The sequence below is a fragment of the Verrucomicrobiia bacterium genome (assembly GCA_035946615.1).
Classification (GTDB): Bacteria; Verrucomicrobiota; Verrucomicrobiia; order Limisphaerales; family UBA8199; genus DASYZB01.
In genome coordinates this window covers 15,669-40,104 of record DASYZB010000003.1, presented here as the reverse complement: position 1 = coordinate 40,104, position 24,436 = coordinate 15,669, and the positions used below count along the sequence as shown (strand labels likewise).

Annotated in this window: 19 protein-coding genes and 1 pseudogene; 12 read left to right on the top strand and 8 right to left on the bottom strand. The window is 58.2% G+C overall.

From position 1 onward, the window contains the following. Nucleotides 1-11 precede the first annotated feature (11 nt). The 4 genes from nuoL to VG146_00430 are packed head-to-tail and all read left to right on the top strand — an operon-like array spanning nucleotide 12 to nucleotide 6,681. Nucleotides 12-2,135: an NADH-quinone oxidoreductase subunit L gene (gene nuoL, locus VG146_00445; GenBank protein HEV2390806.1), complete on the top strand. Its 2,124-nt coding sequence runs from the start codon at nucleotides 12-14 to the stop codon at nucleotides 2,133-2,135. Next, complete coding sequence (locus VG146_00440; protein ID HEV2390805.1) at nucleotides 2,132-3,682, top strand: NADH-quinone oxidoreductase subunit M; 1,551 nt, start codon at nucleotides 2,132-2,134, stop codon at nucleotides 3,680-3,682. The genes nuoL and VG146_00440 overlap by 4 nt, the downstream gene beginning before the upstream one ends. Nucleotides 3,683-3,688: 6 nt before the next feature. After that, complete coding sequence (locus tag VG146_00435; protein HEV2390804.1) at nucleotides 3,689-5,194, top strand: NADH-quinone oxidoreductase subunit M; 1,506 nt, start codon at nucleotides 3,689-3,691, stop codon at nucleotides 5,192-5,194. Beyond that, complete coding sequence (locus tag VG146_00430; protein HEV2390803.1) at nucleotides 5,194-6,681, top strand: NADH-quinone oxidoreductase subunit N; 1,488 nt, start codon at nucleotides 5,194-5,196, stop codon at nucleotides 6,679-6,681. The genes VG146_00435 and VG146_00430 overlap by 1 nt, the downstream gene beginning before the upstream one ends. 168 nt (nucleotides 6,682-6,849) lie before the next feature. On the opposite strand, the gene VG146_00425 is transcribed toward VG146_00430, so the two are convergent. The 5 genes from VG146_00425 to rpmI form a co-directional block, all read right to left on the bottom strand. Beyond that, nucleotides 6,850-8,016 (bottom strand): hypothetical protein, encoded by a 1,167-nt coding sequence (locus tag VG146_00425; protein HEV2390802.1) that lies wholly within the window; start codon nucleotides 8,014-8,016, stop codon nucleotides 6,850-6,852. 130 nt (nucleotides 8,017-8,146) lie between these two features. Beyond that, on the bottom strand, nucleotides 8,147-10,666 hold the full coding sequence (gene pheT, locus VG146_00420) for a phenylalanine--tRNA ligase subunit beta (GenBank protein HEV2390801.1): 2,520 nt from the start codon (nucleotides 10,664-10,666) through the stop codon (nucleotides 8,147-8,149). 17 nt (nucleotides 10,667-10,683) lie between these two features. Then, a complete protein-coding gene (gene pheS, locus VG146_00415; protein ID HEV2390800.1) occupies nucleotides 10,684-11,760 on the bottom strand; it encodes a phenylalanine--tRNA ligase subunit alpha in 1,077 nt (358 codons plus the stop codon). Nucleotides 11,761-11,786: 26 nt separating this feature from the next. Then, nucleotides 11,787-12,158: a 50S ribosomal protein L20 gene (gene rplT / locus VG146_00410; protein ID HEV2390799.1), complete on the bottom strand. Its 372-nt coding sequence runs from the start codon at nucleotides 12,156-12,158 to the stop codon at nucleotides 11,787-11,789. Between the two features lie 34 nt (nucleotides 12,159-12,192). Next, on the bottom strand, nucleotides 12,193-12,402 hold the full coding sequence (rpmI, locus tag VG146_00405; protein HEV2390798.1) for a 50S ribosomal protein L35: 210 nt from the start codon (nucleotides 12,400-12,402) through the stop codon (nucleotides 12,193-12,195). Nucleotides 12,403-12,730: 328 nt separating this feature from the next. Here rpmI and VG146_00400 point away from each other — a divergent pair. The 7 genes and pseudogenes from VG146_00400 to VG146_00370 all read left to right on the top strand — a co-directional run bounded on the left by VG146_00400 (nucleotide 12,731) and on the right by VG146_00370 (nucleotide 20,048). Next, nucleotides 12,731-12,817: pseudogene (locus VG146_00400) on the top strand (DUF3641 domain-containing protein). A 147-nt stretch (nucleotides 12,818-12,964) separates the two neighbouring features. Then, a complete protein-coding gene (locus tag VG146_00395; protein HEV2390797.1) occupies nucleotides 12,965-15,724 on the top strand; it encodes a twin-arginine translocation signal domain-containing protein in 2,760 nt (919 codons plus the stop codon). A gap of 786 nt (nucleotides 15,725-16,510) precedes the next feature. Further along, nucleotides 16,511-16,993 carry a 2-C-methyl-D-erythritol 2,4-cyclodiphosphate synthase gene (ispF, locus tag VG146_00390; protein HEV2390796.1) on the top strand — a complete coding sequence of 161 codons (483 nt, stop codon included), beginning with the start codon at nucleotides 16,511-16,513 and terminating at the stop codon, nucleotides 16,991-16,993. 7 nt (nucleotides 16,994-17,000) lie between these two features. Further along, nucleotides 17,001-17,273, top strand: a complete 273-nt coding sequence (locus VG146_00385) for a hypothetical protein (protein ID HEV2390795.1) — start codon at nucleotides 17,001-17,003, stop codon at nucleotides 17,271-17,273. Nucleotides 17,274-17,285: 12 nt separating this feature from the next. Then, the gene (locus VG146_00380; GenBank protein ID HEV2390794.1) at nucleotides 17,286-18,062 is read left to right on the top strand and encodes a gamma-glutamyl-gamma-aminobutyrate hydrolase family protein; all 777 of its coding nucleotides are present in this window, start codon (nucleotides 17,286-17,288) and stop codon (nucleotides 18,060-18,062) included. Further along, a complete protein-coding gene (locus tag VG146_00375) occupies nucleotides 18,059-19,420 on the top strand; it encodes a sigma-54 dependent transcriptional regulator (protein HEV2390793.1) in 1,362 nt (453 codons plus the stop codon). The genes VG146_00380 and VG146_00375 overlap by 4 nt, the downstream gene beginning before the upstream one ends. A 313-nt stretch (nucleotides 19,421-19,733) precedes the next feature. Then, on the top strand, nucleotides 19,734-20,048 hold the full coding sequence (locus VG146_00370; protein ID HEV2390792.1) for an RNA-binding protein: 315 nt from the start codon (nucleotides 19,734-19,736) through the stop codon (nucleotides 20,046-20,048). 158 nt (nucleotides 20,049-20,206) lie between these two features. On the opposite strand, the gene VG146_00365 is transcribed toward VG146_00370, so the two are convergent. Together VG146_00365 and VG146_00360 are read right to left on the bottom strand one after the other, a co-directional pair. Further along, nucleotides 20,207-20,734 (bottom strand): metallophosphoesterase family protein, encoded by a 528-nt coding sequence (locus tag VG146_00365; protein HEV2390791.1) that lies wholly within the window; start codon nucleotides 20,732-20,734, stop codon nucleotides 20,207-20,209. Continuing rightward, nucleotides 20,731-21,396, bottom strand: coding sequence for a DUF6580 family putative transport protein (locus VG146_00360; protein ID HEV2390790.1), 666 nt, complete (start codon nucleotides 21,394-21,396; stop codon nucleotides 20,731-20,733). Before VG146_00360 ends, VG146_00365 begins: the two co-directional genes overlap by 4 nt. A gap of 365 nt (nucleotides 21,397-21,761) precedes the next feature. On the opposite strand from VG146_00360, the gene VG146_00355 reads away from it, so the two are divergent. Next, the gene (locus tag VG146_00355) at nucleotides 21,762-23,123 is read left to right on the top strand and encodes a Gfo/Idh/MocA family oxidoreductase (GenBank protein HEV2390789.1); all 1,362 of its coding nucleotides are present in this window, start codon (nucleotides 21,762-21,764) and stop codon (nucleotides 23,121-23,123) included. Between the two features lie 77 nt (nucleotides 23,124-23,200). On the opposite strand, the gene VG146_00350 is transcribed toward VG146_00355, so the two are convergent. After that, nucleotides 23,201-24,418, bottom strand: coding sequence for a glycoside hydrolase family 27 protein (locus VG146_00350; protein ID HEV2390788.1), 1,218 nt, complete (start codon nucleotides 24,416-24,418; stop codon nucleotides 23,201-23,203). Nucleotides 24,419-24,436 lie beyond the last annotated feature (18 nt).

The window sequence follows — 24,436 nt, the reverse complement described above, 5'->3', positions numbered from 1 at the left end:
GGCTAAAACGAGTGAACGGGATTTTGCACAATCTCTGGCTCATTCCTGTCTTCCCGCTGCTGGCTGCGGCCCTCAGTGCTGTTTCCAAACAACGCCACCGGCTGTTTGCCGCCTCGCTGGCTATCGGCTCGATGGGCTTGTCGCTTATTCTGTCGTGCGCCGCCTTTGCCGCCGTGCTGGCCCGCTCCCACCAGGGCCTCACCTCACGCGAGGTTTTCAATTTCCCATGGTTCCAAATGGGAGAGGGTTGGGTGAAACTAGGCTGGGTTCTGGACCCGCTCACGGCGATGATGCTGGTGATGGTCTGTTTGGTGGGGTTGCTCATCTTTATCTATTCGCTGGGTTACATGGCCCACGACGAGAATTTCACGCGCTTTTTCTGTTTCCTCTCGCTGTTTGCCGCCGCGATGCTGGGGCTGGTTATTGCCAACAGCCTGCTGCTGTTTTTCATGTGCTGGGAGTTGGTGGGCCTGACCTCCTATCTGCTCATCGGGTTCTGGTATCATAAACCCAGCGCGGAGCGCGCGGCCCTAAAGGCCTTTATCACCACCCGAATTGGCGACCTCGCCTTTTTGCTTGGCATCGTTTGGCTCTACTCCCAAACCGGGACGCTGCTTTTTTATGATGGTGGCCGGGGTTGCATCGAACAATCGGCTCTAGGCGCTTTGCTCAGCCGGACCACTGCTCTGGGTATGGCTGCATCCACCGGAATCGGACTGCTGATCTTTTGCGGCGCCATCGGCAAATCAGGCCAAGTCCCTCTCCATGTCTGGCTGCCTGACGCCATGGAGGGACCTACTCCGGTCAGCGCCCTGATTCACGCGGCGACCATGGTGGCGGCGGGGGTGTTTCTCGTCGCCCGAGTTTATCCGTTGATGGCTGTCTCGCACGGCGGGGCCCCGAGTGGCGCTCTGATCGTGGTGACCTGGGTTGGAGCCATTACGGCGGTGTTTGCGGCCACTATCGCTGTGGCCCAAATCGACATCAAACGCATTCTCGCCTACTCGACAGTGTCGCAACTGGGTTTCATGATGATGGGTCTGGGCGCCGGTGGAGTGGCAGTGGGCATGTTCCATCTCATGACGCACGCGTTTTTCAAGGCCCTGCTGTTCCTGGGCGCCGGTTCCGTCATCCATGGCTGCCGCGACGAGCAGGATGTCCGTTGTATGGGCGGGCTGCGCCGGTTTATGCCATTGACTTTCGCTACATACGCCATCGGCATGATGGCTCTTAGCGGCGTGCCGCTGTTCTTCTCCGGCTTTTGGAGCAAGGACGAAATTCTCCATGCAGCCCATGGCTGGAGCATTTCGCGGTTGCCGTTCTATCTCGGTGCGGCGGGCGCCTTTCTCACCGCCTTTTACATGACCCGACAGGTCTTTTATGTCTTCTTCGGCAATTGCCGGCTGGCCCTGGGAAAGACGACCGCCTCCGAGCAACGCACCATGGCCCACGCCGGCCTTCCGGCCAGGGAACATCCGCACATCGAGTTGCCCGCTGAGCCGCATGAAAGCCCTCTGGTCATGATTGTTCCTCTGGCGGTACTGGCCTTCTTTTCGATCGTGCTCGGCTTCATTGGCACGCCGATTTGGCCGTGGTTCCAGGCATTCCTTAATGGGGAACATGTCTCGGCGAACGCCGCGGCGCTTTTTGAAAAGGGGATGCCGGCGCTTCTGCTGACTTCCTCAATCATTGTCTTTGCGGGCATCGGGCTGGGCTGGTGGTTCTACGGGCGCCAACCGGTTGCCAGCAGCGAGGAACCCGACGTCCTCGAATGTCTTTGGCCTAACCTTTTCCGGTTGCTTCACCGGAAGTATTTTGTCGATGAAATCTATCAATGGGCAGTTGTGGGCCTGAACGACCTTTGGGCAAAAACCTGTGCCTGGCTCGAAGAGCACGTTTGGAACGGAGCCGTCAACCTGGTTTCTTATATCGCGGTTGGCCTGGCCTGGCTGGATCGGTTGCTGGACGAATACGTGGTCAACCTGGGTTTTGATGAGAGTTGTCGCGGCCTGAGACGCGGCGGAGCGCTCTTTTCCAGGATTCAGGATGGCCGGGTGCAGCATTATTTGCGAATCCTCAGTGTGGCCCTGGGCATCCTGGTCTTGATTTTGATTTGGGGGTGCCGCGCATCATGAACGGATTCCCTTGGCTAACGGTCATCACATTGGTTCCCCTGGTCGGAGGGGTGGTCGTGCTGGGTTTATCGGGAAGAAACCTCGCCCGGGTCACGGCCTTTGGCTTCAGCCTTCTCGCCCTGGCTTTGGCCCTGATGCTGTGGGGAAAATTCGACTCGGGCTGGGCCGATCTCCAGTTCCAGGAGCGGATTGCCTGGATTCCCATTCTGGGCGTGCAATATCACACGGGGGTGGATGGCCTGGGTATTTTGATGGTGCTCCTCTCAGCTATCGTTGTGCCGATGGCCTTGCTTGCTTCGTGGAATATCGAGGCGCGCGAACGGCTTTTCTTTGCATTGGTGCTCTTCCTGCAGGCCGGACTGCTTGGCACCTTCACCGCGCTCAATTTCTTCCATTGGTTCATTTTTTGGGAACTCAGCCTGGTGCCCGCCTTTTTTCTGATTAAGTTATGGGGAGGGCCGTTGAGCAGTTCTGCAGCCACACAATTTTTTGTTTATACCATGGTGGGCAGCGTGGCCATGCTCCTGGCGTTCCTGGCCATCTTCCTGGCGACGGGTAAATTCGATTTCACAGACCTCGCTGATCTGGGCCGCAACGGCGCGCTCATGTCTGCCCTCTCGACAAAACTGGGCTGGTACAGTTTAACGGCCAAGCGCCTGGCCCTGGTTATTTTCACCGGCGCTTTCCTTGGTTTTGCGGTGAAAGTGCCATTGATACCTCTGCACACCTGGTTGCCCGCTGCCTATTCGGAAGCGCCGACCGGCGTCACCATGTTGCTCTCCGGATTGATGTCCAAAATGGGCATCTATGGTTTCCTGCGCATTTTGCTGCCGATTTTTCCGCAAGAGATGCGCTGGGCCATGACGCCGCTGCTGTGGCTGGCGGTTATCACCATCGTGGTTTCCGCGGGAGCGGCCTTTGCCCAGCGCGACATCAAACGGATGCTGGCCTTTTCTTCCATCAACCACTTGGGCTACTGCCTTTTGGGCATCTTCGCCGTCCTGAGCGCCAGCACCATGGCCGCATCGCCTCTTGCCGAGAAAGCCGCCACACTCAATGGCGTGTTCCTGCAGATGTTCAACCACGGCCTCACGGCTGCTACTTTGTTTTGGTTCATCGGTTTTCTCGAACAACGCGGCCACGGCCTGCGCGGCCTCGAAGATTTTGGCGGCCTGCGAAAGGTCGCCCCGGTCTTTTGCGGTCTGATGGGCATTGCCCTTTTCTCTTCGCTCGGTCTTCCGGGCCTGAACGGGTTTGTGGGAGAATTCCTCATTTTCAAAGGGGCTTTCGCGCTGGCTACCTGGGCGACGGCTTTGGCGGTGCTTGGTTTGCTCATCACGGCCGTCTTTCTGCTGATGATGTTGCACCGGGTATTTAATGGCCCTCTGAATGAGAAATGGTCCGCCATGCCCGATTTGACGGCTGCCGAACGGGCGATGGTTTTACCGGCTATTGGCCTGATGTTTCTTTTGGGGATTTATCCCCAACTCGTTCTGGGCATGATAAACGGCACAGTTCTGGGGATTGTCCAGCATCTAAGGTTTTGACCGACCATGCTGGCCTGGACCATCTATATTTCCTTCCTTGGGGCGGCCGTGCTGCCGCTCTTGCCGGCGAAAGACGCGCGGGCCGCCCGCCTGCTCGCCCTCTCGACCGCCGCCCTCGGTTTGAGTTTCGCCGTGGCGGAGACACTCCAGGCCGCGCCCGGCCAACTCGAGACGATTGTCAATGTCCCGTGGATTCCATCGATGGGCATTCGATTTCATCTCGCCGCCGATGGTATCAGCCTGACTCTGGTTCTGTTGACAGGCATTGCGGCCATCGCTGGCATCCTTTTTTCCTGGAACATTGAGTATCGGGCGAAGGAATTCTTTGCATTGTACCTGGCCCTCATCGGAGGGGTTTATGGTGTCTTCCTCAGCTTCGATTTGTTTCTGCTGTTTGTGTTTTATGAGATTGCGATTATTCCAAAATATTTTTTGATAGCCATTTGGGGCTCGACGCGGCGGGAATATGGCGCGATGAAGTTGGCTCTCTACTCGTTTGGCGGCAGCGCCATGGTGCTCATTGGTTTATTGGCCGCCTTTGTCATCGCCGGGGGGCACACCATGAGCTTGCAGCAACTGGCTGAGTTCCCTTTCCCTCACGCGTTCCAGATGTGGGCCTTCCCTCTTGTGTTTGTTGGATTTGGAATTCTGGCCGGCCTTTGGCCCTTTCATACCTGGGCGCCGACGGGCCATGTAGCGGCACCGACTGCCGCTTCCATGCTGTTGGCGGGTGTTGTGATGAAACTGGGCGCCTACGGCTGCCTTCGGGTGGCGATGACTCTTTTCCCTCAAGGATTGGGGCCATGGGGCTTTCATGTGCTCGGGTTCGCCTCCTGGCTGGACCTGTTCAGCGTGCTCGGGCTGATTGGGATTCTCTATGGCGCGACGGTCGCGCTGGTTCAGACGGACTTCAAATATGTTATTGGCTACTCGAGCGTGAGCCATATGGGTTTTGTGTTGCTGGGCTTGATGACCTTGAACCCCATTGGGCTCAGCGGCGCTGTGCTGCAGATGTTCTCACACGGGATTATCGCGGGGCTGCTCTTTGCAGTCGTCGGGCGGATGGTCTATGACCGCACGCACACCCGGCAACTCGCCAATCTCGAGCGAATGAATTTGAGCCGGTTGATGCCCTTTGCGGCGGTCACATTTACTGTGGCGTGTGTTGCCTCGATGGGTCTGCCCGGGTTCAGCGGGTTTGCGGCGGAGTTGCAGGTCCTGGTCGGCGCCTGGCGGGCCTTCCCCACCTTGGCAGTTGTAGCGGGTATCGGCCTTGTTGTAGGAGTGGCCTACACATTACGGGCCCTGCTTAAGGCATTTTTCTCCGATCAACCAGCCGCCCCAGCTCATTCGGGTATGCCGCCCATTACAATGCCCGAAAAGATCGGGGCGGTTATTCTGATGGTAACCTCACTGCTGATTGGGCTGTTCCCCAGTCTGCTTCTTAACCTAATCGTCCCCAGCCTCAGCTCCTCGCTCTTCAACGGCTTGAGGCAAATTGCCGGACCATAATGAGCTATCTCGAAATTCTCAAAGTGGCGATGCCCGAGATGATTCTCGTTGTCACGGTCCTTGTAGTCTTGTCGGCAGACCTGCTGAGCCTGGGCGGATTGGACCTGCGGTTTCGAGCGCTGATTGGGGCCATGATTTCGTCGGCCGGCTGCCTGGCGGCCATCGGGTGGATGCTTGCCTTGCCGCAGCAGGCCAATCTCATGGACGGACTGCTTGTGCTCGACCCTCTCAACAGGGTTGTCAAAATCGCCCTGCTCGGTTTAACGGTCTGCGCCCTGGTGCTTTCAATCGACGCCGACTTTACTCCGCATATGGGGGAGTACTTCGCTTTGGTGCTCCTGGCGGCCATTGGCATGATATTCCTCGTCAGCGCCCAGGATATCCTGATGATTTTCCTTTCACTTGAATTAACCAGCCTCTCGCTTTATGTGCTGACGGCTTTTAACAAGCGCAGCCGGTTCTCGGCGGAAGCCGCGCTCAAGTACTTCCTCTTTGGCGGCCTCTCAGCCGCGGTTACCCTTTTTGGCTTGAGCTTGCTCTACGGATTGTCCGGCGCGACGAGCCTGGCTGGCATCGGCGCGGCCATACAAGGGCCGGGGCTTGACCCGCTTCTAGCCCTGGCCATTGTCATGACCGTTATCGGGTTTGGCTTCAAAGTTGCCGCTGCCCCATTTCATCTCTGGGCCCCGGACACCTATGAAGGCGCGCCTGTCCCCAGCGCCGCGTTTATCGCGTCTGCCTCGAAAGTGGCTGGTTTTTTTATTTTCGCTCGTGTGATGATGCTCGGGTTCAAAGGCGCAGAGGGAAGCGGCGCCTGGCATGCCTACGTGCCGGGGTGGGTGCCGGTGCTTGCCATTGTGGCCGCAGTTTCGATGGTGCTAGGCAATCTGGCGGCTATCGTCCAAAGCAGCGTCAGGCGTTTGCTGGCTTACTCTGCTATTGCCCATGCCGGTTACATGCTGCTGGGCGTGATGAGCCACTCGATGGCTGGTATGGCCGCCCTGGTCTATTACGTTGTGACCTACGGCCTGGCTACCCTGGGCGCCTTCGGCGTCGTCTCGGTGGTGAAACACCAAACCGGCGGCGACACCCTCGCTGATTTCGCCGGCCTTGGCCGTCGCGCCCCCTTATTGGCTTTTGCGATGCTTATTTTTATGCTTTCGCTGGCAGGTATCCCTCCGTTGGCAGGTTTTTTCGGCAAGTTTTACCTCTTCAGCGCAGCGCTGGCAACGGGCCACTCCGATTTGGGTTTGCTTTGGCTGGTGGTGCTGGCCTTGGCCATGAGCGCGGTCTCACTCTATTACTATCTCCAGGTGCTCAAACGCATTTACGTGACGGACGCCCCAGGCCCTGTCGCGGTTGCCACCACGCCCGTTATCACCCAGGTGCTGGTCACTGTTCTGGCGCTTGGGGTCGTTCTGCTCGGCTTCGCCCCCAACTCGCTGGTCCAACCATTAACTGACGCCGTAGGCCTGATGGTCCGGTAGCGCGGACTCGGGGGGCGAAGATGAGGCAGCTCTCCTCCAAATGGCGCTGGCTTACACAGCGGCCTACCCAGAGGAAATCGACCCGGATTTGCAACTGGCGGAAAGCCGGCGAGGATTGGGGTTGTCGCGAAAGCTGGCTCTAAAAAGCCAGCCAAACGCGAATGGACCTTACCTCGCCTTGACACCAAAAAACAGGATGACCAGGTCGATTACAAACAGGAGCACAATGGTCACCTCGAGCAGCAACATCCATCGATTGTTTTGATCGTGATTGAGCAGTTGATACAGGTCGTCCAGCGTCTGGAGTTTGCCATCAATCGTGCGGTGCCAGTCCACCAGGTGAAAGCGAGCGGAGACATTCTCGTAAATGCGGGCCAGGTGCCAATCGCCAAAGAATTTGGTGATGTTCGATAGTTCATCGCTGAAGCGAGCCAGATCAATGCGAATCTCGCGCAACTCCCTCAAAATACTGGTCCGGAGCCGGAATGAACGGCCCGTCAGGTCCCGATAAGCTCTTTCGAGCGAGTCATCCAGCAGCCGGTCGTAGGCCTCGAGCTCGGCGAGTTGCAAATTCGCCAACTCCATCACATAAAGCGTTTCGTCGAAGTTTTGCCGCTCGTCCAGGATAAGCGCCGCGTCCCAGTCCACCACCACCAGGTCGTGTTCGTAGTAGCTCAAGTACCGGCCCGTGGATTCCTCGGCCTCTTGCTTCGACAAATGGTCGATATCCGGCTCCTGGGTTAGCAGGGAAGCCACTGACCGCCGGTTGGCCTGCAGCCAGTTCTCTGTCCGCAGCGGGGCGCCGTCTTCGGTCAATAAGGGCGAGTTAATGCAAAAAACGGTATAGGCCTCTTCCTCGGCCAGGTTGGCCACCGGGCGGATGTAGAATGGAGCCAGCTCGCGCCGAACCTCCTCGGCCAGACGCCGGACTTCCTCATTCAACGAGCCATTGCTGAACTGGAGATCATGGTAATCCACCAGGTCCTCGACCTGTCCCACTTCGAACGGAACACGAATCGTGACGCTGATGGCGCCCACCGGCAGAATCTTTATCCCACGCTCGATACGCACCGGTCCATTGGAGCCAATTCTCTCGAGCGGGGGTAGCCGCACCATTTGTGGGCGGTAAAAGAACAAATGACGCGGACTGCGTTTGCTGGCATCCACCGAGAATTGGGCGACAGGTTGGCCGAGCAACTCCCGGACTGGCTGACGCACCATCTCGTAGGCCATGTCAAATGCGTAGATATACACCACCTCGCCCATGTAGCGCTTCACCTTCGGCAAGGAACTCTTGCGCTCGGCTGCAGGGGGTTGAGTAACGGAAACAATCATACGCACCACCAACTTACGCCAGCGTCATTCGAAAGTCTAAGAACAGTAACAATTCGATGTAAGTGGCTTGGCGGCAGGGTGTTTCCCGTTGCCAAGTTCCAAAACCAAATCTCCAAACCAAATCCTACTCCTATGCCCGCACCGTGGCGTGGAGCTTTTGCTTGAGTTGTTCGGTGACTTTCTGGTGCGCCAGGTTTGCTTCCGTGTCGGTTAGCGTCCGTTCCGGGCTTCGATAGGTAAACGCATAAGCCATGCTTTTCTGACCGGCCGGAACATTTTTCCCTCGAAACACATCGAATAATTCGACTGACTCAAGGTTCGCTGGTTTGGCCTGTTTAACGGCTTGCACGACCGCTTCGTGTGTGGTCGCCTCAGGGACAATCATCGCGATGTCGCGGCGGATGGCCGGGAAAGAAGGCAACGCACGGAAAGCGATGGCGCGATTGCGCCGGGCCAGGAGGATATCCAGATTCAACTCGGCCAGCAAAACGGGATCACGCAAGTCATAAGCTTTCGCCAATGCCGGACGCAGTTGGCCCAACTCGCCGAGCTGGAACCTACCCAGCGTTATCGTAGCAGATTCGATAAACACTGCGGAGCTTTCGGCGCGCCGGGCGTAGCTCACGCCGCGTAACCCGAATTGCTCGAAAAACTGCTCAAGCACGCCTTTCAAGTCGTAGGCATCGAGTTTTTCTTCACGCTCGGCGCCGGTCCAGAAAAGCGGGTTGCGCCGCCCGGTGAGGGCCACAGCCAGGCGCCGTTCTTCGCGGACCTCTGCGGCTGGCGCACCGGCGGGACCGCTGGTTGAGCTCGGCGCCGAAGCCGCATTCGAGAAGACCCGGCCCATCTCGAACAAGGCCACTTCATGGTTATGGTGATTCGAGTTGTGCCGCAAGGCCTCGAGCAAGCCGGGCAGCAAACTCGGGCGAAGCACATTCATGTCGCTGCTCAGTGGATTTGCCAGCGGCACTATCCCCTCAGTTGCCACCAAACGCGCGGCGGCATCGGAAATGAGCGTCTGGCCCTGCGCCTCAAAGAGGCCTAATCCGGTGAGGATTTGCCGGACTCCGGATAGTTCGTCATGGACCGAATCATAGGGATTGGAGCCCAGCGCTCCTCTGGGTGGAGTGGCCGGGATTTTATCCACACCATACAGCCTGGCAACCTCTTCAATGAGATCAACCTCCCGCTTGAGGTCCACCCGGAAACTGGGTATGCGGAAGCTCGACGGCTCAAGCGGGCTCTGGGGCGCCCCCACCGGACGCGGTTTGCGGCCAAATGGTTTTAACTCAAGCTGGCCCATGTATTCCTCGATCTGTTCGGGTGAGAGAGTAGTCCCCAGCAGCGCATTGACCTTTTCGTGGCGCAGCCGCACATCTCTTAATGCGGCAGGTTTGGGGTATGCATCAACGACACCTGCGGCGAGGGTCCCTCCCGCCGTTTGAACAATCAGATGCGCGGCGCGACGGCTGGCCCAGTCGCAAATACTCACATCACCGCCGCGCTCGAAGCGATACGAGGATTCGGTGCGCAGTTCCAGCTTCTTCGATGTCGCCCGGATGTTCTGGGGCTTGAAATAGGCGCTCTCGATCAGGACATCCTTGGTATTGAGATGAATCTCGCTGTTTTGCCCGCCCATAACTCCAGCCAGGGCGACGGGCTTGGTTTCATCCGCGATTAAAAGCATCTCGGAGGTTAGCGCGCGCTCCTGCCCATCGAGTGTGATGAATTTCTCGCCCTCGCGCGCCCGCCGGACAACAATTGCCGGCATCGAGCCTGTCGTGGCCAGCAGATGATAATCGAACGCGTGCAGCGGTTGGCCGGTTTCGAGCATGACGTAATTGGTCACATCAACCACGTTATTGATGCTCCGCACGCCAACCATTTCGAGGGTGTTTCGCAACCAATCCGGGCTCGGCGCGATGCTCACCCCCTGAATTACCCGGGCGGCATATCTTGGGCAAAGCTTCGGGTCTTCGATGCGCACCGCCACCAGGTCAGAAACGCGCGGAGTTGCGGGTGTTGTGCCCGGAGCCCCTTGCTTTTCGGCATCGCCGGTTTCAGGCATTCTCAACTGATTCCCTGTGGCGGCGGCAATCTCACGGGCAATTCCGATTACGCTGTTGAGGTCTGGCCGGTTGGGCGTTATCTCAAGGTCATAAACCACGTCCGTGCCGGGCCGCCCCAAATACTCGGCGAATGGCTGGCCGACCCGGGCGTCTGGACGCAGGATGAGCAGGCCCTCCGTGTCGTCCGCAAGGCCCAGCTCCTGCGGCGAGCACATCATTCCTTGCGACTCGACCCCGCGTATCTTGCCCACCTTGATCGTGAGGGGCGCCCCGCCCGGCTTTGCGGGCAGCGTGTGGCCGGGCAAAATAAGAGGGACCTTGTCGCCCACTTTGAAATTGTGCGCGCCGCAAACGATCTGGCGTTCACCCCCGCCGTCATTCACCCGGCACAGAGACAACTTATCGGCGTTGGGATGTTTATCGCAGGCCAGGACCTCGGCAACAACAATGCCATCGAACTCGCCGCCAAGTTTTTGAACCCCCTCGACCTCGATGCCGAGCATCGTGAGCCGCTCAGCGAGATGTTCGGCAGACCAATCGAAATCGATGTACTGCTTGAGCCAATTCAGAGTGACTTTCATCGAAATGTCCCCAAACGCTAAAACTGCCGCAGAAAACGCAGGTCGTTTTGGTAAAAGAGCCGGATATCATTTATGTCGTAACGGATCATGGCAATGCGTTCGATGCCAAAACCGAAGGCCCACCCGGTCCAGGTTTCCGGGTCATACCCCACATTCTCAAATACCTGCGGGTGCACCATTCCGCAGCCGGCGATTTCCAGCCATTCTTTGCCCATCTTGCGCGTCAATGCGCTGCTAAAATCGATCTCGAAGCTCGGCTCGGTATAGCTGAAATAATGGGGACGAAACCGGATGCGGGTTTCGGGCCCCATCAGCTCTTTGAAAACAAATTCAACCGTCCCTTTCAGATCGCTAACCGTCACCCCACGGTCCACATACAACCCTTCGACCTGGTGGAACGTCGGATTATGCGTGGCGTCGGCGTTGTCGCGCCGATAGACCCGCCCAGGCACAATAATCCGCACCGGTGGCGTCTGTTTTTCCATCACCCGAATCTGGACCGACGAGGTATGGGTCCGCAGCAGCAGGCCTGCGTTGCTTTGGCTCTCCTTGGCCGCTGCAGTCGCGAGGTAAAAGGTGTCCTGCGTGTCGCGCGCCGGATGGTCCGCCGGTGTGTTCAACGCGTCAAAACAGTAATACTCGTTTTCTACCTCGGGCCCGTCTGCCACCACAAAACCGATCTTGCGAAAACTGCGGATGATGTCTTCGGTCACTTGCGTCAGCGGGTGCAGCTTGCCCAAAGGCCGGCGCCTGCCCGGAAGGGTAAAGTCAGTGGGTTCCTGCGGGGAAGCGCTCTGCAATTCGAGTTGAGCGCGGCGCTCGGCCAAAACCGTTTCGATCTCCGCCTTGGCGGTGTTGACGGCCTTGCCTGCAGCCGGCTTTTCCTCCTTGGCCAGCTCGCCCAATTGTTTGAGCAGCGCCGTAAAGCCGCCGCGCGCGCCGAGGTAATTGACGCGGGCCTGTTCGAGGGCGGCCAAGTCGATGGCAGCGCGCAACTCAGCTATGGCCGCTTGTTTCAGCGGTTCGATTTGCTCGAGGAATCCAGCCATTGTTGCGGCATTAAACGAAATGGGCGCCCATTGCTGGCCGCCCATCCTGCCAATCGGTAATCGGAAATGACTTAAGCCTTGGCCGCTTTGGCCTTCAGGGCGTCTTGGGCGACCTTGACCAACTCGCTAAAGGCCGCGCCGTCCGTCGCCGCAAGGTCCGCCAATATCTTGCGGTCCAGGGCAACTTTGGCCGCTTTCAAGCCTTCCATAAAGCGGCTGTAGGTTATGCCTGCTGCGCGGGCGGCCGCATTGATACGGATTTGCCATAAACCCCGGAACGTGCGCTTTTTGGCTCGCCTGTCGCGGAAGGCATATTGGCGTCCATGATCGACCGCATCAGAAGCATACCGATACAGTTTCGACCGGCGCATCCGAAAGCCTTTGGCCGCCCGTATCATCCGGGTCCGTCGTTTGCGGGAAGCTGGCGCGTTGGTTACTCGCATATGTTAGTCGATAGTTGAAAGTGGATTGTGGCGGTTAGTGGCTGAACGGCAGATTCTGCTTGATGCGGTATTCGTCGGTCGAATGCACGCTCGTCGCCCCGCGCAAACCCCGCCGTCTCTTGGGGTTCTTGGTCTGCATCAAATGACGGCGCCCCGCGCTGGTGCGAAGGACCTTGCCTCCCGCGGTAATTTTAAACCGTTTGGCCACCGATTTCCTGGTCTTAATGCCTTTGGGAAGTCTCATAATACGTTTAGTTTTCTTTCAAAAAGAGCGCGCAATATAGGATGCCCGCAACCCGGAAGCAAGAGAGATTTTGAGCTTCAAGGCTTCAAGCTTCACGGCGGCGCGGCGTGGTGCCTGCTCTCGCCGGCCGCCGCATCCCAACCACGAGAGGGGCGGACGCGCGCGCGACGTGCCCGGTGGTGGCTGATGGCGAGGAGTTTGTTGGTGGGGCTTTTTAGGATCGGAGACGCGACGCGCAGGGCAGGACTTGAGCAACGCCATCGAAATCCATGGACTCTGCAAGCCAGATTAGCCCTGTCACGGGGGCCTGAAAGCACGACGCAGACCCGAGGAATACATGTCGCTGCTTGCCAACAATTTTAATCCCGCTACTGTGAACGGGCTCATGTGCTACACGAGCTTGAACGTGGGCTGGATGAGCTATATGACTGGCGCATTGTCGATCCGTTGGTCACATTGGGAGATCGGGAAACCATTTGCTCATTGCACAGACAATTCAAAGTGAGGGTTCGGCTGCCAAATAGAGATAGTTCGGCACTTCAATCCAAGAGGATCCGTTGACATGATTGCAAAAAATTCGCGCCGCGATTTTCTTAGGACCACGGCAACAGCTTCCGCAGCAGTGGCCGCAGTTAGTCTGTTTCCCGGAACTCTATCCGCCCGAGGGAAAGCCAGGGGCGTTGCTATTGTTCTCGATGCGGAAGAGGCCAAACAAAAAGCCGTTCAGTGGGTGGCAGAGGAATTGCTAGTTTCCCTTAGAAGCCGAGGGGCGGCGGCGGAAATTTTTCACCGCTTGGAACAGGCGCCCGCCGGCTGGGATTGCGTCATTGTCGCTACTGCTGGTTCGAGCAGCGGAAAGCAGGCGCTGGCTGCAACGGGTATTTCGTTGGCGGATGTTCCGGAAGCCGTCGCTGTGGCGCGCGGCAAGATGGGTGACCGTCGGTTTGTGCTGGCGACAGGATCGGATGTGCGCGGACTGGTTTATGCGGCCCTGGAACTTGCGGACCGCGTCAACTTCGCCGTCGCTCCCCTCGATGAGTTGGGCAACATCCAACGGACGGTGGAACAGCCCGCCAATCGCATTCGCAGCATCGCCCGGGCTTTCGTCAGCGAAGTTGAAGACAAGCCGTGGTTCAATGATCGGGAGATGTGGCCGCGCTATCTGACCATGCTGGCGACTCAACGCTTTAACCGCTTCAATCTCAGCCTCGGCATCGGTTACGATTTTTTACGAGACGTGACCGATGCCTACTTTTTATTCGCGTACCCGTTTCTGCTATCCGTTCCAGGATACGATGTGCGAGTGCCTGAATTGCCGGATGCTGAGCGCGACGGCAATTTGGAGATGCTCAAGTTCATCAGCGAGGAAACCGTTGCGCGCGGCCTGCAATTCCAATTGGGCATCTGGATGCACGGCTATGACTGGTCCAGCAGTCCGCGGGCAAACTACCGAATTGCCGGATTGTCAGCACAAAACCACGGCCCTTATTGCCGGGACGCGGTGCTGGCGCTGTTGAGGGCCTGCCCCGCCATCAGCGCCATTACATTCCGCATCCATGGTGAAAGCGGGGTTCCCGAGGGCAGTTACGATTTTTGGCGTATGGTTTTTGAGGGAGTGGCCAAATGCGGCCGCAGGGTGGAAATTGACCTGCACGCCAAAGGGATCGATGAAACGATGATTGACTCGGCGCTGGCTACGGGGATGGCCGTAGATGTCGCGCCGAAGTACTGGGCCGAGCACCTTGGAATGCCTTATCATCAGACCGAAATCCGGGCACTGGAGCGGCCTCGGCCCGGTAGAGAGGGTTCGGGTTTAATGAAACTGAGCAGCGGGTCGCGCAGTTTTCTTCGGTATGGTTACGGCGACCTGCTCAAGGAAAATCGCCGCTATACGGTGATGTATCGCATCTGGCCGGGGACGCAACGGCTGCTCTTGTGGGGCGACCCAGTGACTGCCGCTGCCCACAGCAGGGCCTTTAGCTTTTGCGGCAGCGCTGGTGTTGAAATCATGGAGCCCCTCACTTTCAAGGGTCGCCGAGGCTCAGGCATCCCCGGTGGCCGCTGCGCCTACGCTGAGGTGTCCCTCAAGCCGCGCTGGGACTGGGAAAAATACCTTTATACGCTGAGGCTGTGGGGACGTTTGATGTATAACCCTGAAAGCGCCCCGGACATTTGGCAGCGGATGTTGCGAAAGACTTTTGCAAAAGGGGCCAAGGCAGTGGAACTCGCATTGGCAAACGCCAGCCGCATCCTGCCCATTATCACCACCGCCCACGCGCCTTCCGCAGGAAACAACAGTTACTGGCCGGAGATGTATTTTAACCACTCGCTCATCGATGCTGGCCGCCCTAGCCCGTATGGTGACAGCCCTGCGCCGAAGGTGTTTGGCAACGTGAGCCCGCTGGACCCGCAATTATTCCTGCGCATCAATGATTTTGCCGGCGAATTGCTCAAAGGCGAACACAGCGGGAAATACACTCCAATCGAAGTCGCGCGATGGATCGAAGATTACGCCGAAGCTGCAGCGAAAAACCTCGCGCTGGCCGAAAGTAAGGTTAGGAACAACAACACAGCGGAATATCGACGCATGGTGGTTGACTTGAAAATCCAAATCGGACTTGGGCGATTTTTCGGCGCGAAGTTTCGCTCGGGTGTTCTCTACGGATTGTTCGAACAAAGCGGTGATCGCGCTTCCCTGATTGAATGCATAAGGGTATATCGCCGCGCCCGCAACGCATGGGCCGAACTGGCAGAGCAAGCGCGCAACGTTTATCAAGCTGATGTGACCGTGGGCGAGCTACCCCATTTGCGCGGCCATTGGCTCGACCGGCTGCCCGCCATTGACGACGACATCGCTTTATTGGAGAAGCGGCTGGAGCAAACGAGCGGAGAGGCTGGCAACGCCATTGGATCGGAGCACATTCGATTGTGCATCCAGGAAATCCTGGACCGACCGCGGCGACCCATTGTTGTTTGCCGTCATTCGCCGCCGGCTCGCTTCCGCGCCGGCCAACCGCTCGAGATAGAGTTAATATTGCAAAGGTCATCCCAGGCCGTTCGCCTCTACTATCGCCACGTGAACCATGGTGAGCGATTCGAGAGGGTCTTTATGCAAGCGGAAGGGAATCACTTCGGCGCCACCATCCCGGCGGCTTACACGAATTCGCCATACCCGCTCCAATATTACTTCGAGATACGGCAGGACGCCCAAAACTCATCGCTGTATCCCGGATTCGCCTCTAATCTCGCTAACCAGCCTTACTTCGTGGTGCGCCATTTTCATAGTGAAACGGTGGCAGCGGGGCCACGTCTCAATTGTTGACAATTGGCTTTTTTCAACTTCGCGCGTCCTTTGGCGCAGTGGCCCTTTGCCCCCGGTCCTGAAGGGTCACCAGCGAATAGGCCCCTGAATAGGCCCCTCTCCCCGCAGACTGGGAGAGGGAAGCTTGGCGGGGCGACTAAGCATGAATTTGATGCAGAACTGCCCGCGCTGCTTGAGCGCATCAAGCAAAACCCGGCTAAAGCCCGCGTGTTAATGAGACGCGAAATCGAGTATGAAATGTCCAGACTCAGATTTCCTGATCTCTACCGGCGCGAAGTGCGGGCGTTCGGGAGGAACGTCATTCTCCATCCCAGTTGTAATCATATCCGGCTGGGGGCTCATAGTTACAGGGATCGGAATCGGAAGCACCATCCCAAAAACTTTTGATGAGGCCCGCATGCCCATCGACAAAGCTCAGCGCGTTTTTTGCGTTGGGATAGTCTCGGTTAATTACCGGATGCCACGAGCCGCCAAAGAATGCGGGCCACTCGCCAACCAATACCGCCTTGGCCGGACTTTTGATGGAACCCAGCTTCTTGCCTGTTATGCGCGCAATGGCCCCTGGCCCCACCTCGTATCCGTTGAAGGTGTAACTCGTGAAGGCGTGCCCAATCTGCTTTGAAAGAATCCGATCCGAGGGACAGATGAAGACTTTCTCATTAGGCGATGCAGGGCCAAATAAGCATCAAGTTGATGATCGCCAAATTCGCGGTGGCTCGAGCTGAGAGTGTCGGCCCGACGGCAAAAGTGCTTGGTAGCTTTGGCCCCTCTGCCTATAGTTGGCCCATGGTTCATGTGGGCATCGGTTACGACGTTCATGCTCTGGCCGAGGGACGAAAGCTGGTCCTGGGCGGGGTTGACATCGAGCATCCAAAAGGCCTCGAAGGCCATTCGGACGCCGATGTGTTGATGCACGCCGTCTGCGATGCCATCCTCGGCGCCCTCGGCGAAGCCGACATCGGCCATCATTTCCCTAATACCGACCCACGCTGGCAAGGGGCCCCCAGCCGCGTGTTCCTGCGGGAGGCCTCGCGCCTGGTGGCGTTGCGTGGCGGCAAACTGATCAATATCGACGCCACCATCATCGCCCAGGCGCCCAAGCTCTTCCCCCACATTGAGCAGATGAAACGCAATATGGCCGAGGCCCTCGAACTGAATGTCCAACGAATCGGGATCAAAGCCACGACCAACGAAACCTTAGGGTTTATCGGGCGTGAAGAGGGCATCGCGGCGATTGCTGTGGCGGGCGTCGATTTGCCCGAGCATTGATGCCCCCATGCCTAAGGCTGAGATCAGTTGGAAACGCACCACTCCCGGGGGCCTTACCCTCCAGGTCTATGCGCAGCATGTCGGACGCGATTGGCTCTTCTTTGCGCGTGAAAAACGCTACGACCAATGGCAGGCCGTTCCCGAACCGCCTTTGGATGATTGGCTGGAGCTGCTCGACGCCGTCCAGCGCCGCATTAACCGCCGCCGCTTGCGTCCCGAAGAAGAAGCGCGCGTCAAAAAATCCATTCGCGAACGCTTTCCCGAAGCGGCTTTCGACTGAGTTGATTGCAACATGACCAAACGACCGCTCATTTTGATTTCCCCAGACATTGAGGGCAAAGGGAAGGAATTTGGGGACCTCTCGATCAGCCTTTCGGCCAATTACCAGCAAGCCATTCTTGCCGCAGGCGGGTTGCCCCTGATAATCCCCGTGACGGTGGAGCGGGAATGCATCGCCGACTGCGTGCGCCGATGCGACGGCGTGCTGTTGACCGGCGGGGATGATGTCGATCCGCGCCTCTACGGGGATGTCTTGCCCGCTGCAGTGCGCCGCACGGTCGGCGTCACCCCTGATGGTGGCGGGCGGGATTACCGTGAGCTGGTGCTTATTGACGAGGTCTTTCGCCAGCGCAAACCGTTGCTAGCGATTTGCCGCGGGCACCAAATCCTTAACGTGGCCTTGGGGGGTGGGCTGGTGGCCGATATTCCCAGCCAGGTGCCGGGGGCGTTGCGCCATCGGCGCATGGATAAACGCAGTGAAATCGTTCACGAAGTGCAATTGACACCGGGTTCAGTACTGGCCAAGATAACCGGCAAGAAGAATCTGGGCGTGAACAGCACGCATCACCAGGCAATTGGCCGGGTGGCCGCCCCGCTTCGTGTGGCGGCCACCAGCTCGGATGGCATCATCGAGGCGCTCGAACTCCAGCCGGGTGGAGTGCGCTGGTTGCCGTGGCTCTTGAGCGTGCAATTCCACCCGGAACGCTTGGCCGGGCGATTTGCCGAACACCAGGCTCTCTTCGGCGCGTTCACCCGCGCCTGCGGGCGAAATCGCATACATAACTTATGAAGGGCAAAATTCTGATCGTAGATGACCAGGCCGACTTCCGCGAGTTGCTGAGGCTCAGGCTGGGGACCGATTACCAGGTCAGCGAGGCCGCCAACGGCGCTGAACTGCAAAAAACTCTCGCAGAGGACCCGCCGGACGTCGTCCTGCTGGATGTCAAACTGCCGGACGCCAATGGCCTTCAACTGCTTCCCAACATCAAAAAACGCTGGCCTCAGACCGAGGTCATTATCCTCACCGGCGCCCCGGATGATCATCAGGCCGTCTCCTGGGCCGTCGAAGCCACCAAGAGCGGGGCATTCAATTTCGTTCGCAAAGGCGCCGGCTTTGATGGGGACAAACTGGTGGTCGATGTCAATAACGCGCTCGAACATAAAGAGCAGACGGAAGCCAACAGCGCGTTGCGCCGGGCGCTGGGCACCATCAGCGGCACAACCGCTCCGGTATTCCGCAGCGCTGCCATGCAGGATGTCGTGCGCACCGTTCAACGAATCGGCACCAGCGACGTGTCCATCCTCATTACAGGTGAAAGCGGCACCGGCAAGGAAGTCATTGCCGATTTGATCCACTCGGTCAGCCCCCGCAATAAGGCGCGTATTATCAAAATCAATTGCGCCGCTTTGCCTCGCGAACTCATCGAAAGCGAACTGTTCGGTTCCGTTAAAGGCGCATTCACCGGGGCGCATGCGGACCGCGAGGGGCTGTTCCGCCAGGCCGAAGGGGGCACGTTGCTCCTGGATGAAATCTCCGAAATGCCTGTCGATACTCAGAGCAAACTGCTGCGCGTCTTGCAAGACCAGGAAGTCCGGCCCGTAGGAGGCAAAACCGCTTACAAAACCAACTGCCGCCTCGTGGCCGCCACCAACCGCAAGCCGGAAGAGGCCATCCGCGACGGCAAGCTCCGCGAGGACTTGTTCTATCGGATCAGCGCCATTTCCGTTCACCTGCCCCCCTTGCGCGAACGGCGCGAGGATATCCTGCCCCTGGCCGAATCTTTTCTGCGGCGCTTTGCCGCCCAGGCCAACCGCACTATAAAAGGCTTCACCTCGATGGCCGCTGAACGCCTCACTGCCTTTGATTGGCCCGGCAATGTGCGCCAATTGCAAAACGAAGTGCAGCGCGCCGTGTTGCTGTGCGAAGGCGATGAAGTGGATTCCACCGACCTGTCCATCACCAAGGCGCGCGTCATCGGCGAAGAGTCGCAGGACACCAACTTTACCCTGCTCGAAGGGGTTGAGCGCAATGCTATCGTGCAAATGCTCAAAGAAACCGGCAACAACAAGCTGGAAACCGCCAAGCGCCTGGGCATTGGCCGGCAAACTCTCTACAACAAAATCAAGGCCTACGGCATCGAGGTCTGAAGGCCTGTTTTAACAATAGATTACCGTTCTGCGCTCTCCCTCTCATCCCCAGGAGGAGAGGAGGCCCCACTCGCTGTACCTGGACAGTGAAAAGTGTTAAGCGTCACCAGCGAACAGACACCTGTTCATCGACCTTGATGCTAATTTGTTGGGTTAATTATTCTTCTTGACTTGGCAGGCGGTTTTGTTCTACAAAAGGGCAACTCAGCAAAAACCTGGTGACGCGGGAATTGTCCTTTGGTTTAGGGGCGATTTGAGACCAGCGCCTGGGAACGGCCACCCGGTTGGAGCGAGAAACAGAACAGAGAACATTATGCCGGCCAGACTATTCGTCGGGAATCTACCATTCACGACTACCGAAAACGATCTGCAGGATTACTTCGCCCAGGCGGGCGGGGTCGTTGCAGTCAACATCATGCAGGACCGGACGACGGGCCGGTCCCGGGGTTTCGCCTTCATCGAAATGGGGACCCAAGAGGATGCCAGCAAGGCCATTGGGATGTTTCATCAGAAGGATTTCCAAGGCCGCGCGCTGACCGTCAATGAGGCCCGTCCGCGCGAGGAACGCCCGATGGGCGGCGGCGGACGCGATGGCGGCGGTGGCGGTTACCGTGAGCGGCGCCAGTAGCAAAGCAGAGCAGATGAGCAACCTGCCGTAAGCCGATTATCGAGCGGCGGCGTGCTCCCTGCGGTTATTGGACGACTCTCTCGTCCTGGTTTTTCGTCCGATCATAGCAGTCGACGCCAGGCGTCGGCTGCTACGGACGAGCAGCGGCAATTCTGTTTTTAAAGCAGGCTCTCAAGCCGGAAATATTCCGGCCAGATAGCGTCCTGTTCGCAGTGCAGGATAGCCACTGTGCGTTCCATGCCGAAACGGGATTTGCCGGCGTAACCGGGATTGAAGAAAAGAGGCGGGCCAATGCGTTGGCTGAATGGTTTATGCGTATGGCCAAAAACCACCACGTCGGGTCTGTCGCCGGCGATGCGTCCTTGCAGCCAGTCAGGCAAGCGCGAGGGTTGCACGATGTGGTGAAGCAGGAACCTTCTCCCAGTCACCTCGATGAATTCGGTCAGGTTGAAGTGCAATCCAGGATCGTCGGTGTTTCCTAAAACCGCAGTAACGGGCGCGATGTCCTCGAGTTGCCGGATGATGCCGGTGCCCCCAATATCTCCAGCATGCAGGATATGGACGACTCCGTCAAAAAGCGCTTTGATTTGAGGATCAAAGTAGTTGTGTGTATCTGAAATGACCCCGATTTTGAACGCGGCAATGCGCCGGGCGGTTTGGTTTGGGGCTGGCGGATTATCCCTCACGCATCCCGAGGTTCCGCGGCCTGGTCGCCCTGCGGTTCTTCGGCAGGGGCAGGCGATTCCTTGGGTTCCTTTTCCTGTGCTGACTCGGAGGATTCAAGCCATTTCATGGCGCCCACAAACAAGCCGGTGAACAAGCCGCCGCTTAAAAGGGTATTGCGAAAGAACTGCCAGGTCTCAGGCCAGCCAGCGGTCCCTTTGGTCAGCGCAATCAGCCAACCGGCGAAGGTTTTGCTGTATTCAGGATTTCCAAACGGGTTGAAAAACCAGGAGGCGGTATTGGTGATCAGATAAAAGAGCAGCGCCCCAAAAACGCCGCCGCCCAGCAGCGCCATAAATGAACAGTTGGGTTTGAATTTGCGCCCCAGACCTATCAAACAGGCATAGGCGGCATAATTGACCAGTTGATATTTCAAGGCCGTTGTGTCGAAGACCTGCCAGCCCAGATCGAAGCGATAATACAGGTCCAAACCAATATCGGTGAGCAGGAGCGCGCCTAGCGGAAGCCACCACGCTATGCGGCCTGGGAAATAGAGACCGGCGCAAAAGCACAGCGCATATGCGGCGCTGAAGTTTTGCGGCAGCATGCCCGGGATGCGTGTAAGCGCAAAGGCCAGCATGAAGGCCAGAGGCATCATCCATTTGCCTTTCATCAGCCGGAGCATACGCCCGCGCTTAAAAATGACAAGAGGCGGCGCGCCTGGGCTTCGTCCCAGCCCTGCATGAATTAAATGCCTAATCCGGCCTTGTTGCGCCAGTGTCCGCGCCGCCTCTATGTCTTACTCTTACTCATACTCATACCCTTACTCCTGCTCCCACTCGCCCGCCGAGGGGGCGTTACCGGCGCCAGACGGGCCCTCCTCGTAAGCGGCCTTGGGGAAATCGCCGCCTCGAGACTTATATTCGATTTTTTAAACCAGGCCAGATTAAGCTGGTTTTCCGCGAGGGTTGCTTTAGGATTCGCCTCAGCCGGCGCCTGCATTCCACCGGCGTTGCCAAATGACTGTTGAGACCCAACTCAAGAGCTTATATGAAATCCAGCCATTCCAATCCACTCGATCCAGTTTCACGACGTCAGTTCCTGAAGAACTCCTCACTCGCCGCCGCCGGCGCTGCGGCTTTGGCGCAGATGCCTTTTGTCATCACGGGCCATGCCGCGCCTGACGACCCAATCCGCATCGGTCTCATCGGCTGCGGCGGACGCGGGACCGGCGCTGTGGCCGATGCCCTGGGCGCCGCGACCGACGTGAACTATCCCCAGGCGGGTTACCACACCGAGAACATCAAAGCCGATGCCAGCGCGGCGAGCAAAAACGTAAAAGTTGTTGCCCTGGGTGACGTGTTTCCTGATCGCCTCAACGGCTGCCGCGAGCAACTCCAAAAGCTCAACATGTCCATCCCCGATGAGATGTGCTTCACGGGCTTTGATGCCTACCAAAAGCTGCTGGCGGTCCCGGACATCAACTATGTCATCCTGGCCACGCCCCCGCACTTCCGCGCCACGCACCTCAAGGCTGCCATCGAAGCGGGGAAGAACGTTTTCGCCGAGAAGCCATGCGCGGTCGATGGCCCCGGCATCCGGTTGGTGCTCGAGGCCGGGGAATTGGCAAAGCAGAAGAACCTGGGCATCGTAGCGGGCACCCAGCGGCGCCACATGCGCAGCTATGGGGAGGCAATCAAACGGCTCCAGGATGGCGCGGTGGGCGAGATTCTGGCTGCCCGCGCGTATTGGGACGGGGGCGTGATCTGGGTGGTGGAACGTCAGCCCGGCTGGAGCGATATGGAGTGGCAACTGCGCAATTGGAATTATTTCACCTGGCTGGGGGGCGACCACATCGTTGAGCAACACGTCCATAACCTGGACGTGATCAACTGGGTCATGGGTGCGCACCCCATCAAAGCCCTGGCCTTGGGAGGCCGGCAGGCGCGGCCCAACAAGAATTACGGCCACATCTACGATCATTTTGCCGTCGAGTTCGAATATGCCAACGGCGCGCGGATGTTCAGCCAGTGCCGCCAAATGAATGGCTGTGAAGGCAAGGTCGAGGAGGCCGTTGTGGGGACCAAAGGTTCGAGCAATTGCAAGGACTGGATACGGGCCAGCAACAAGCAGGTGCTCTGGAGATTTCGCGAACGCGACGTCAATCCCTACCAGCAGGAGCACCAGGACCTGATGGCCAGCATTCGCGCCGGCGCCCCGCTGAACGAGGCCAAAAACGTCGCCGAAAGCACCCTCACCGGGATCATGGGGCGCGAGTCCGCCTATAGCGGGCGCTCGATTGAAGCGGAGGAAGTCCTTAATTCCACCACCCGCTTGGGACCGGAAAAATACGAGATGGGAAGCCTGCCCTTCCCCGAGGTGGCCATCCCGGGCCAGTACAAGTTTGCGTGAGCCACGCCGTGGCACGGGCGTCTCGCCCGTGGGAACTCGGGCAAGATGCCCGAGCCACGGTCTGAGGCTCCGTCTCGCTAAAGAATTTTTTCGAAGCCCAGGCGCCCGGGCGACAGTCTGTAAAGCTTGGCGCCGTGAGAAGCGATCTGGGGCGCGAATTCACCGTCGGCTTTGCCCAGGTCTTTGCGAAACCAGAGGTCGCGCACCTGGGACGAGCCTCCGAGGTTTATGGGCACTTTGTCGGGTACCTCCTGCGTATTGAAGAGGGCAAGATACTCGTCGGTTGAACCCGGCACCTGGGCCACCCAGGCAAGCAGACCGTCCCGGTTGAACAGCTCGTGGTTGCCGCTACTACTCTGGTTTACCGAGAGCACTTCCGGGTTCGTCAGCAAGGAGAGCGTAAAGTCGTCCAGCCTGGTCATGTCCGAACCCAGAATCAGTGGGGAACGGGCGATGCACCACAGGGTCAGAAGCGTGTACTGCTCGTCATGGGTGAAGTGGGTGGTCCGCTTGCCCATATCAATCACCCCAAGCGGCAGCATATCGGCGTCGGGAAAATGACCGGGCCCGCGATAAGGAGTCCACTGACGCAGCCGCTTGAATTGCGCCAGCAGTTCGGGCCACTTGTCCCAGAAATCGTCGCTAATACGCCACATATTGGCGTGCTGTGAAATGTGTTCACCCGCCGTCAGGGGTGTGGCTCCAGGAGAGGTGCTCAATACTATTGGCCGCCCAGTCCGGTCGATAGCCTTTCGTATGGCTTCGATTTCCCCCCTGTGATATGGCCGGCTCAGGTCGTCCACTTTCACGAAATCCACTCCCCAAGAGGCAATCAATTCGAACACCGAATTATAATATTCCTGCGCGCCGGGCTTGGACATATCCACACCATGCATATCGGTGTTCCAGGCGCAGAAACTGTTCGCGTCGGCGATGTCTGCGGCGTGGAACGGTGTGCCCTTAATGGCCGTATTCTGCGCAACAGCCAAGCGCGGTATCCCGCGCATAAGATGAATGCCAAACTTCAAGCCCTTGCCATGGATGTGCTGGGCCAGGGCCTCGAAACCCGAGGGAAATCGGTTGCTCGCGGGCAGAAGCCGGCCCCATTCGTCCATCGTCAACCTGGCGCCTTTCCGGTACTCAAAGCCCCTGGCTTGGGGTTCGTACCACTGGATATCGACCACAATGTAACGCCACCCAAACCGCGCCAGCTTTTGAGCCATCACATCCGCCTGTGCTTTCGTCTGCGCTTCGGTAATGGTGGTGGCAAAGCAATCCCAACTGTTCCAGCCCATAGGCGGAGTGGGCGCCCA

Excerpts from the sequence above, each read along its gene's own strand:
- VG146_00440 (HEV2390805.1), top strand. The coding sequence starts at position 2,132 with ATGAACGGATTCCCTTGGCTAACGGTCATCACATTGGTTCCCCTGGTC.
- VG146_00435 (HEV2390804.1), top strand. The coding sequence starts at position 3,689 with ATGCTGGCCTGGACCATCTATATTTCCTTCCTTGGGGCGGCCGTGCTG.
- VG146_00430 (HEV2390803.1), top strand. The coding sequence starts at position 5,194 with ATGAGCTATCTCGAAATTCTCAAAGTGGCGATGCCCGAGATGATTCTC.
- VG146_00425 (HEV2390802.1), bottom strand. The coding sequence starts at position 8,016 with ATGATTGTTTCCGTTACTCAACCCCCTGCAGCCGAGCGCAAGAGTTCC.
- pheT (HEV2390801.1), bottom strand. The coding sequence starts at position 10,666 with ATGAAAGTCACTCTGAATTGGCTCAAGCAGTACATCGATTTCGATTGG.
- pheS (HEV2390800.1), bottom strand. The coding sequence starts at position 11,760 with ATGGGCGGCCAGCAATGGGCGCCCATTTCGTTTAATGCCGCAACAATG.
- rplT (HEV2390799.1), bottom strand. The coding sequence starts at position 12,158 with ATGCGAGTAACCAACGCGCCAGCTTCCCGCAAACGACGGACCCGGATG.
- rpmI (HEV2390798.1), bottom strand. The coding sequence starts at position 12,402 with ATGAGACTTCCCAAAGGCATTAAGACCAGGAAATCGGTGGCCAAACGG.
- VG146_00395 (HEV2390797.1), top strand. The coding sequence starts at position 12,965 with ATGATTGCAAAAAATTCGCGCCGCGATTTTCTTAGGACCACGGCAACA.
- ispF (HEV2390796.1), top strand. The coding sequence starts at position 16,511 with ATGGTTCATGTGGGCATCGGTTACGACGTTCATGCTCTGGCCGAGGGA.
- VG146_00385 (HEV2390795.1), top strand. The coding sequence starts at position 17,001 with ATGCCTAAGGCTGAGATCAGTTGGAAACGCACCACTCCCGGGGGCCTT.
- VG146_00380 (HEV2390794.1), top strand. The coding sequence starts at position 17,286 with ATGACCAAACGACCGCTCATTTTGATTTCCCCAGACATTGAGGGCAAA.
- VG146_00375 (HEV2390793.1), top strand. The coding sequence starts at position 18,059 with ATGAAGGGCAAAATTCTGATCGTAGATGACCAGGCCGACTTCCGCGAG.
- VG146_00370 (HEV2390792.1), top strand. The coding sequence starts at position 19,734 with ATGCCGGCCAGACTATTCGTCGGGAATCTACCATTCACGACTACCGAA.
- VG146_00360 (HEV2390790.1), bottom strand. The coding sequence starts at position 21,396 with ATGCTCCGGCTGATGAAAGGCAAATGGATGATGCCTCTGGCCTTCATG.
- VG146_00355 (HEV2390789.1), top strand. The coding sequence starts at position 21,762 with ATGAAATCCAGCCATTCCAATCCACTCGATCCAGTTTCACGACGTCAG.
- VG146_00350 (HEV2390788.1), bottom strand. The coding sequence starts at position 24,418 with ATGGGCTGGAACAGTTGGGATTGCTTTGCCACCACCATTACCGAAGCG.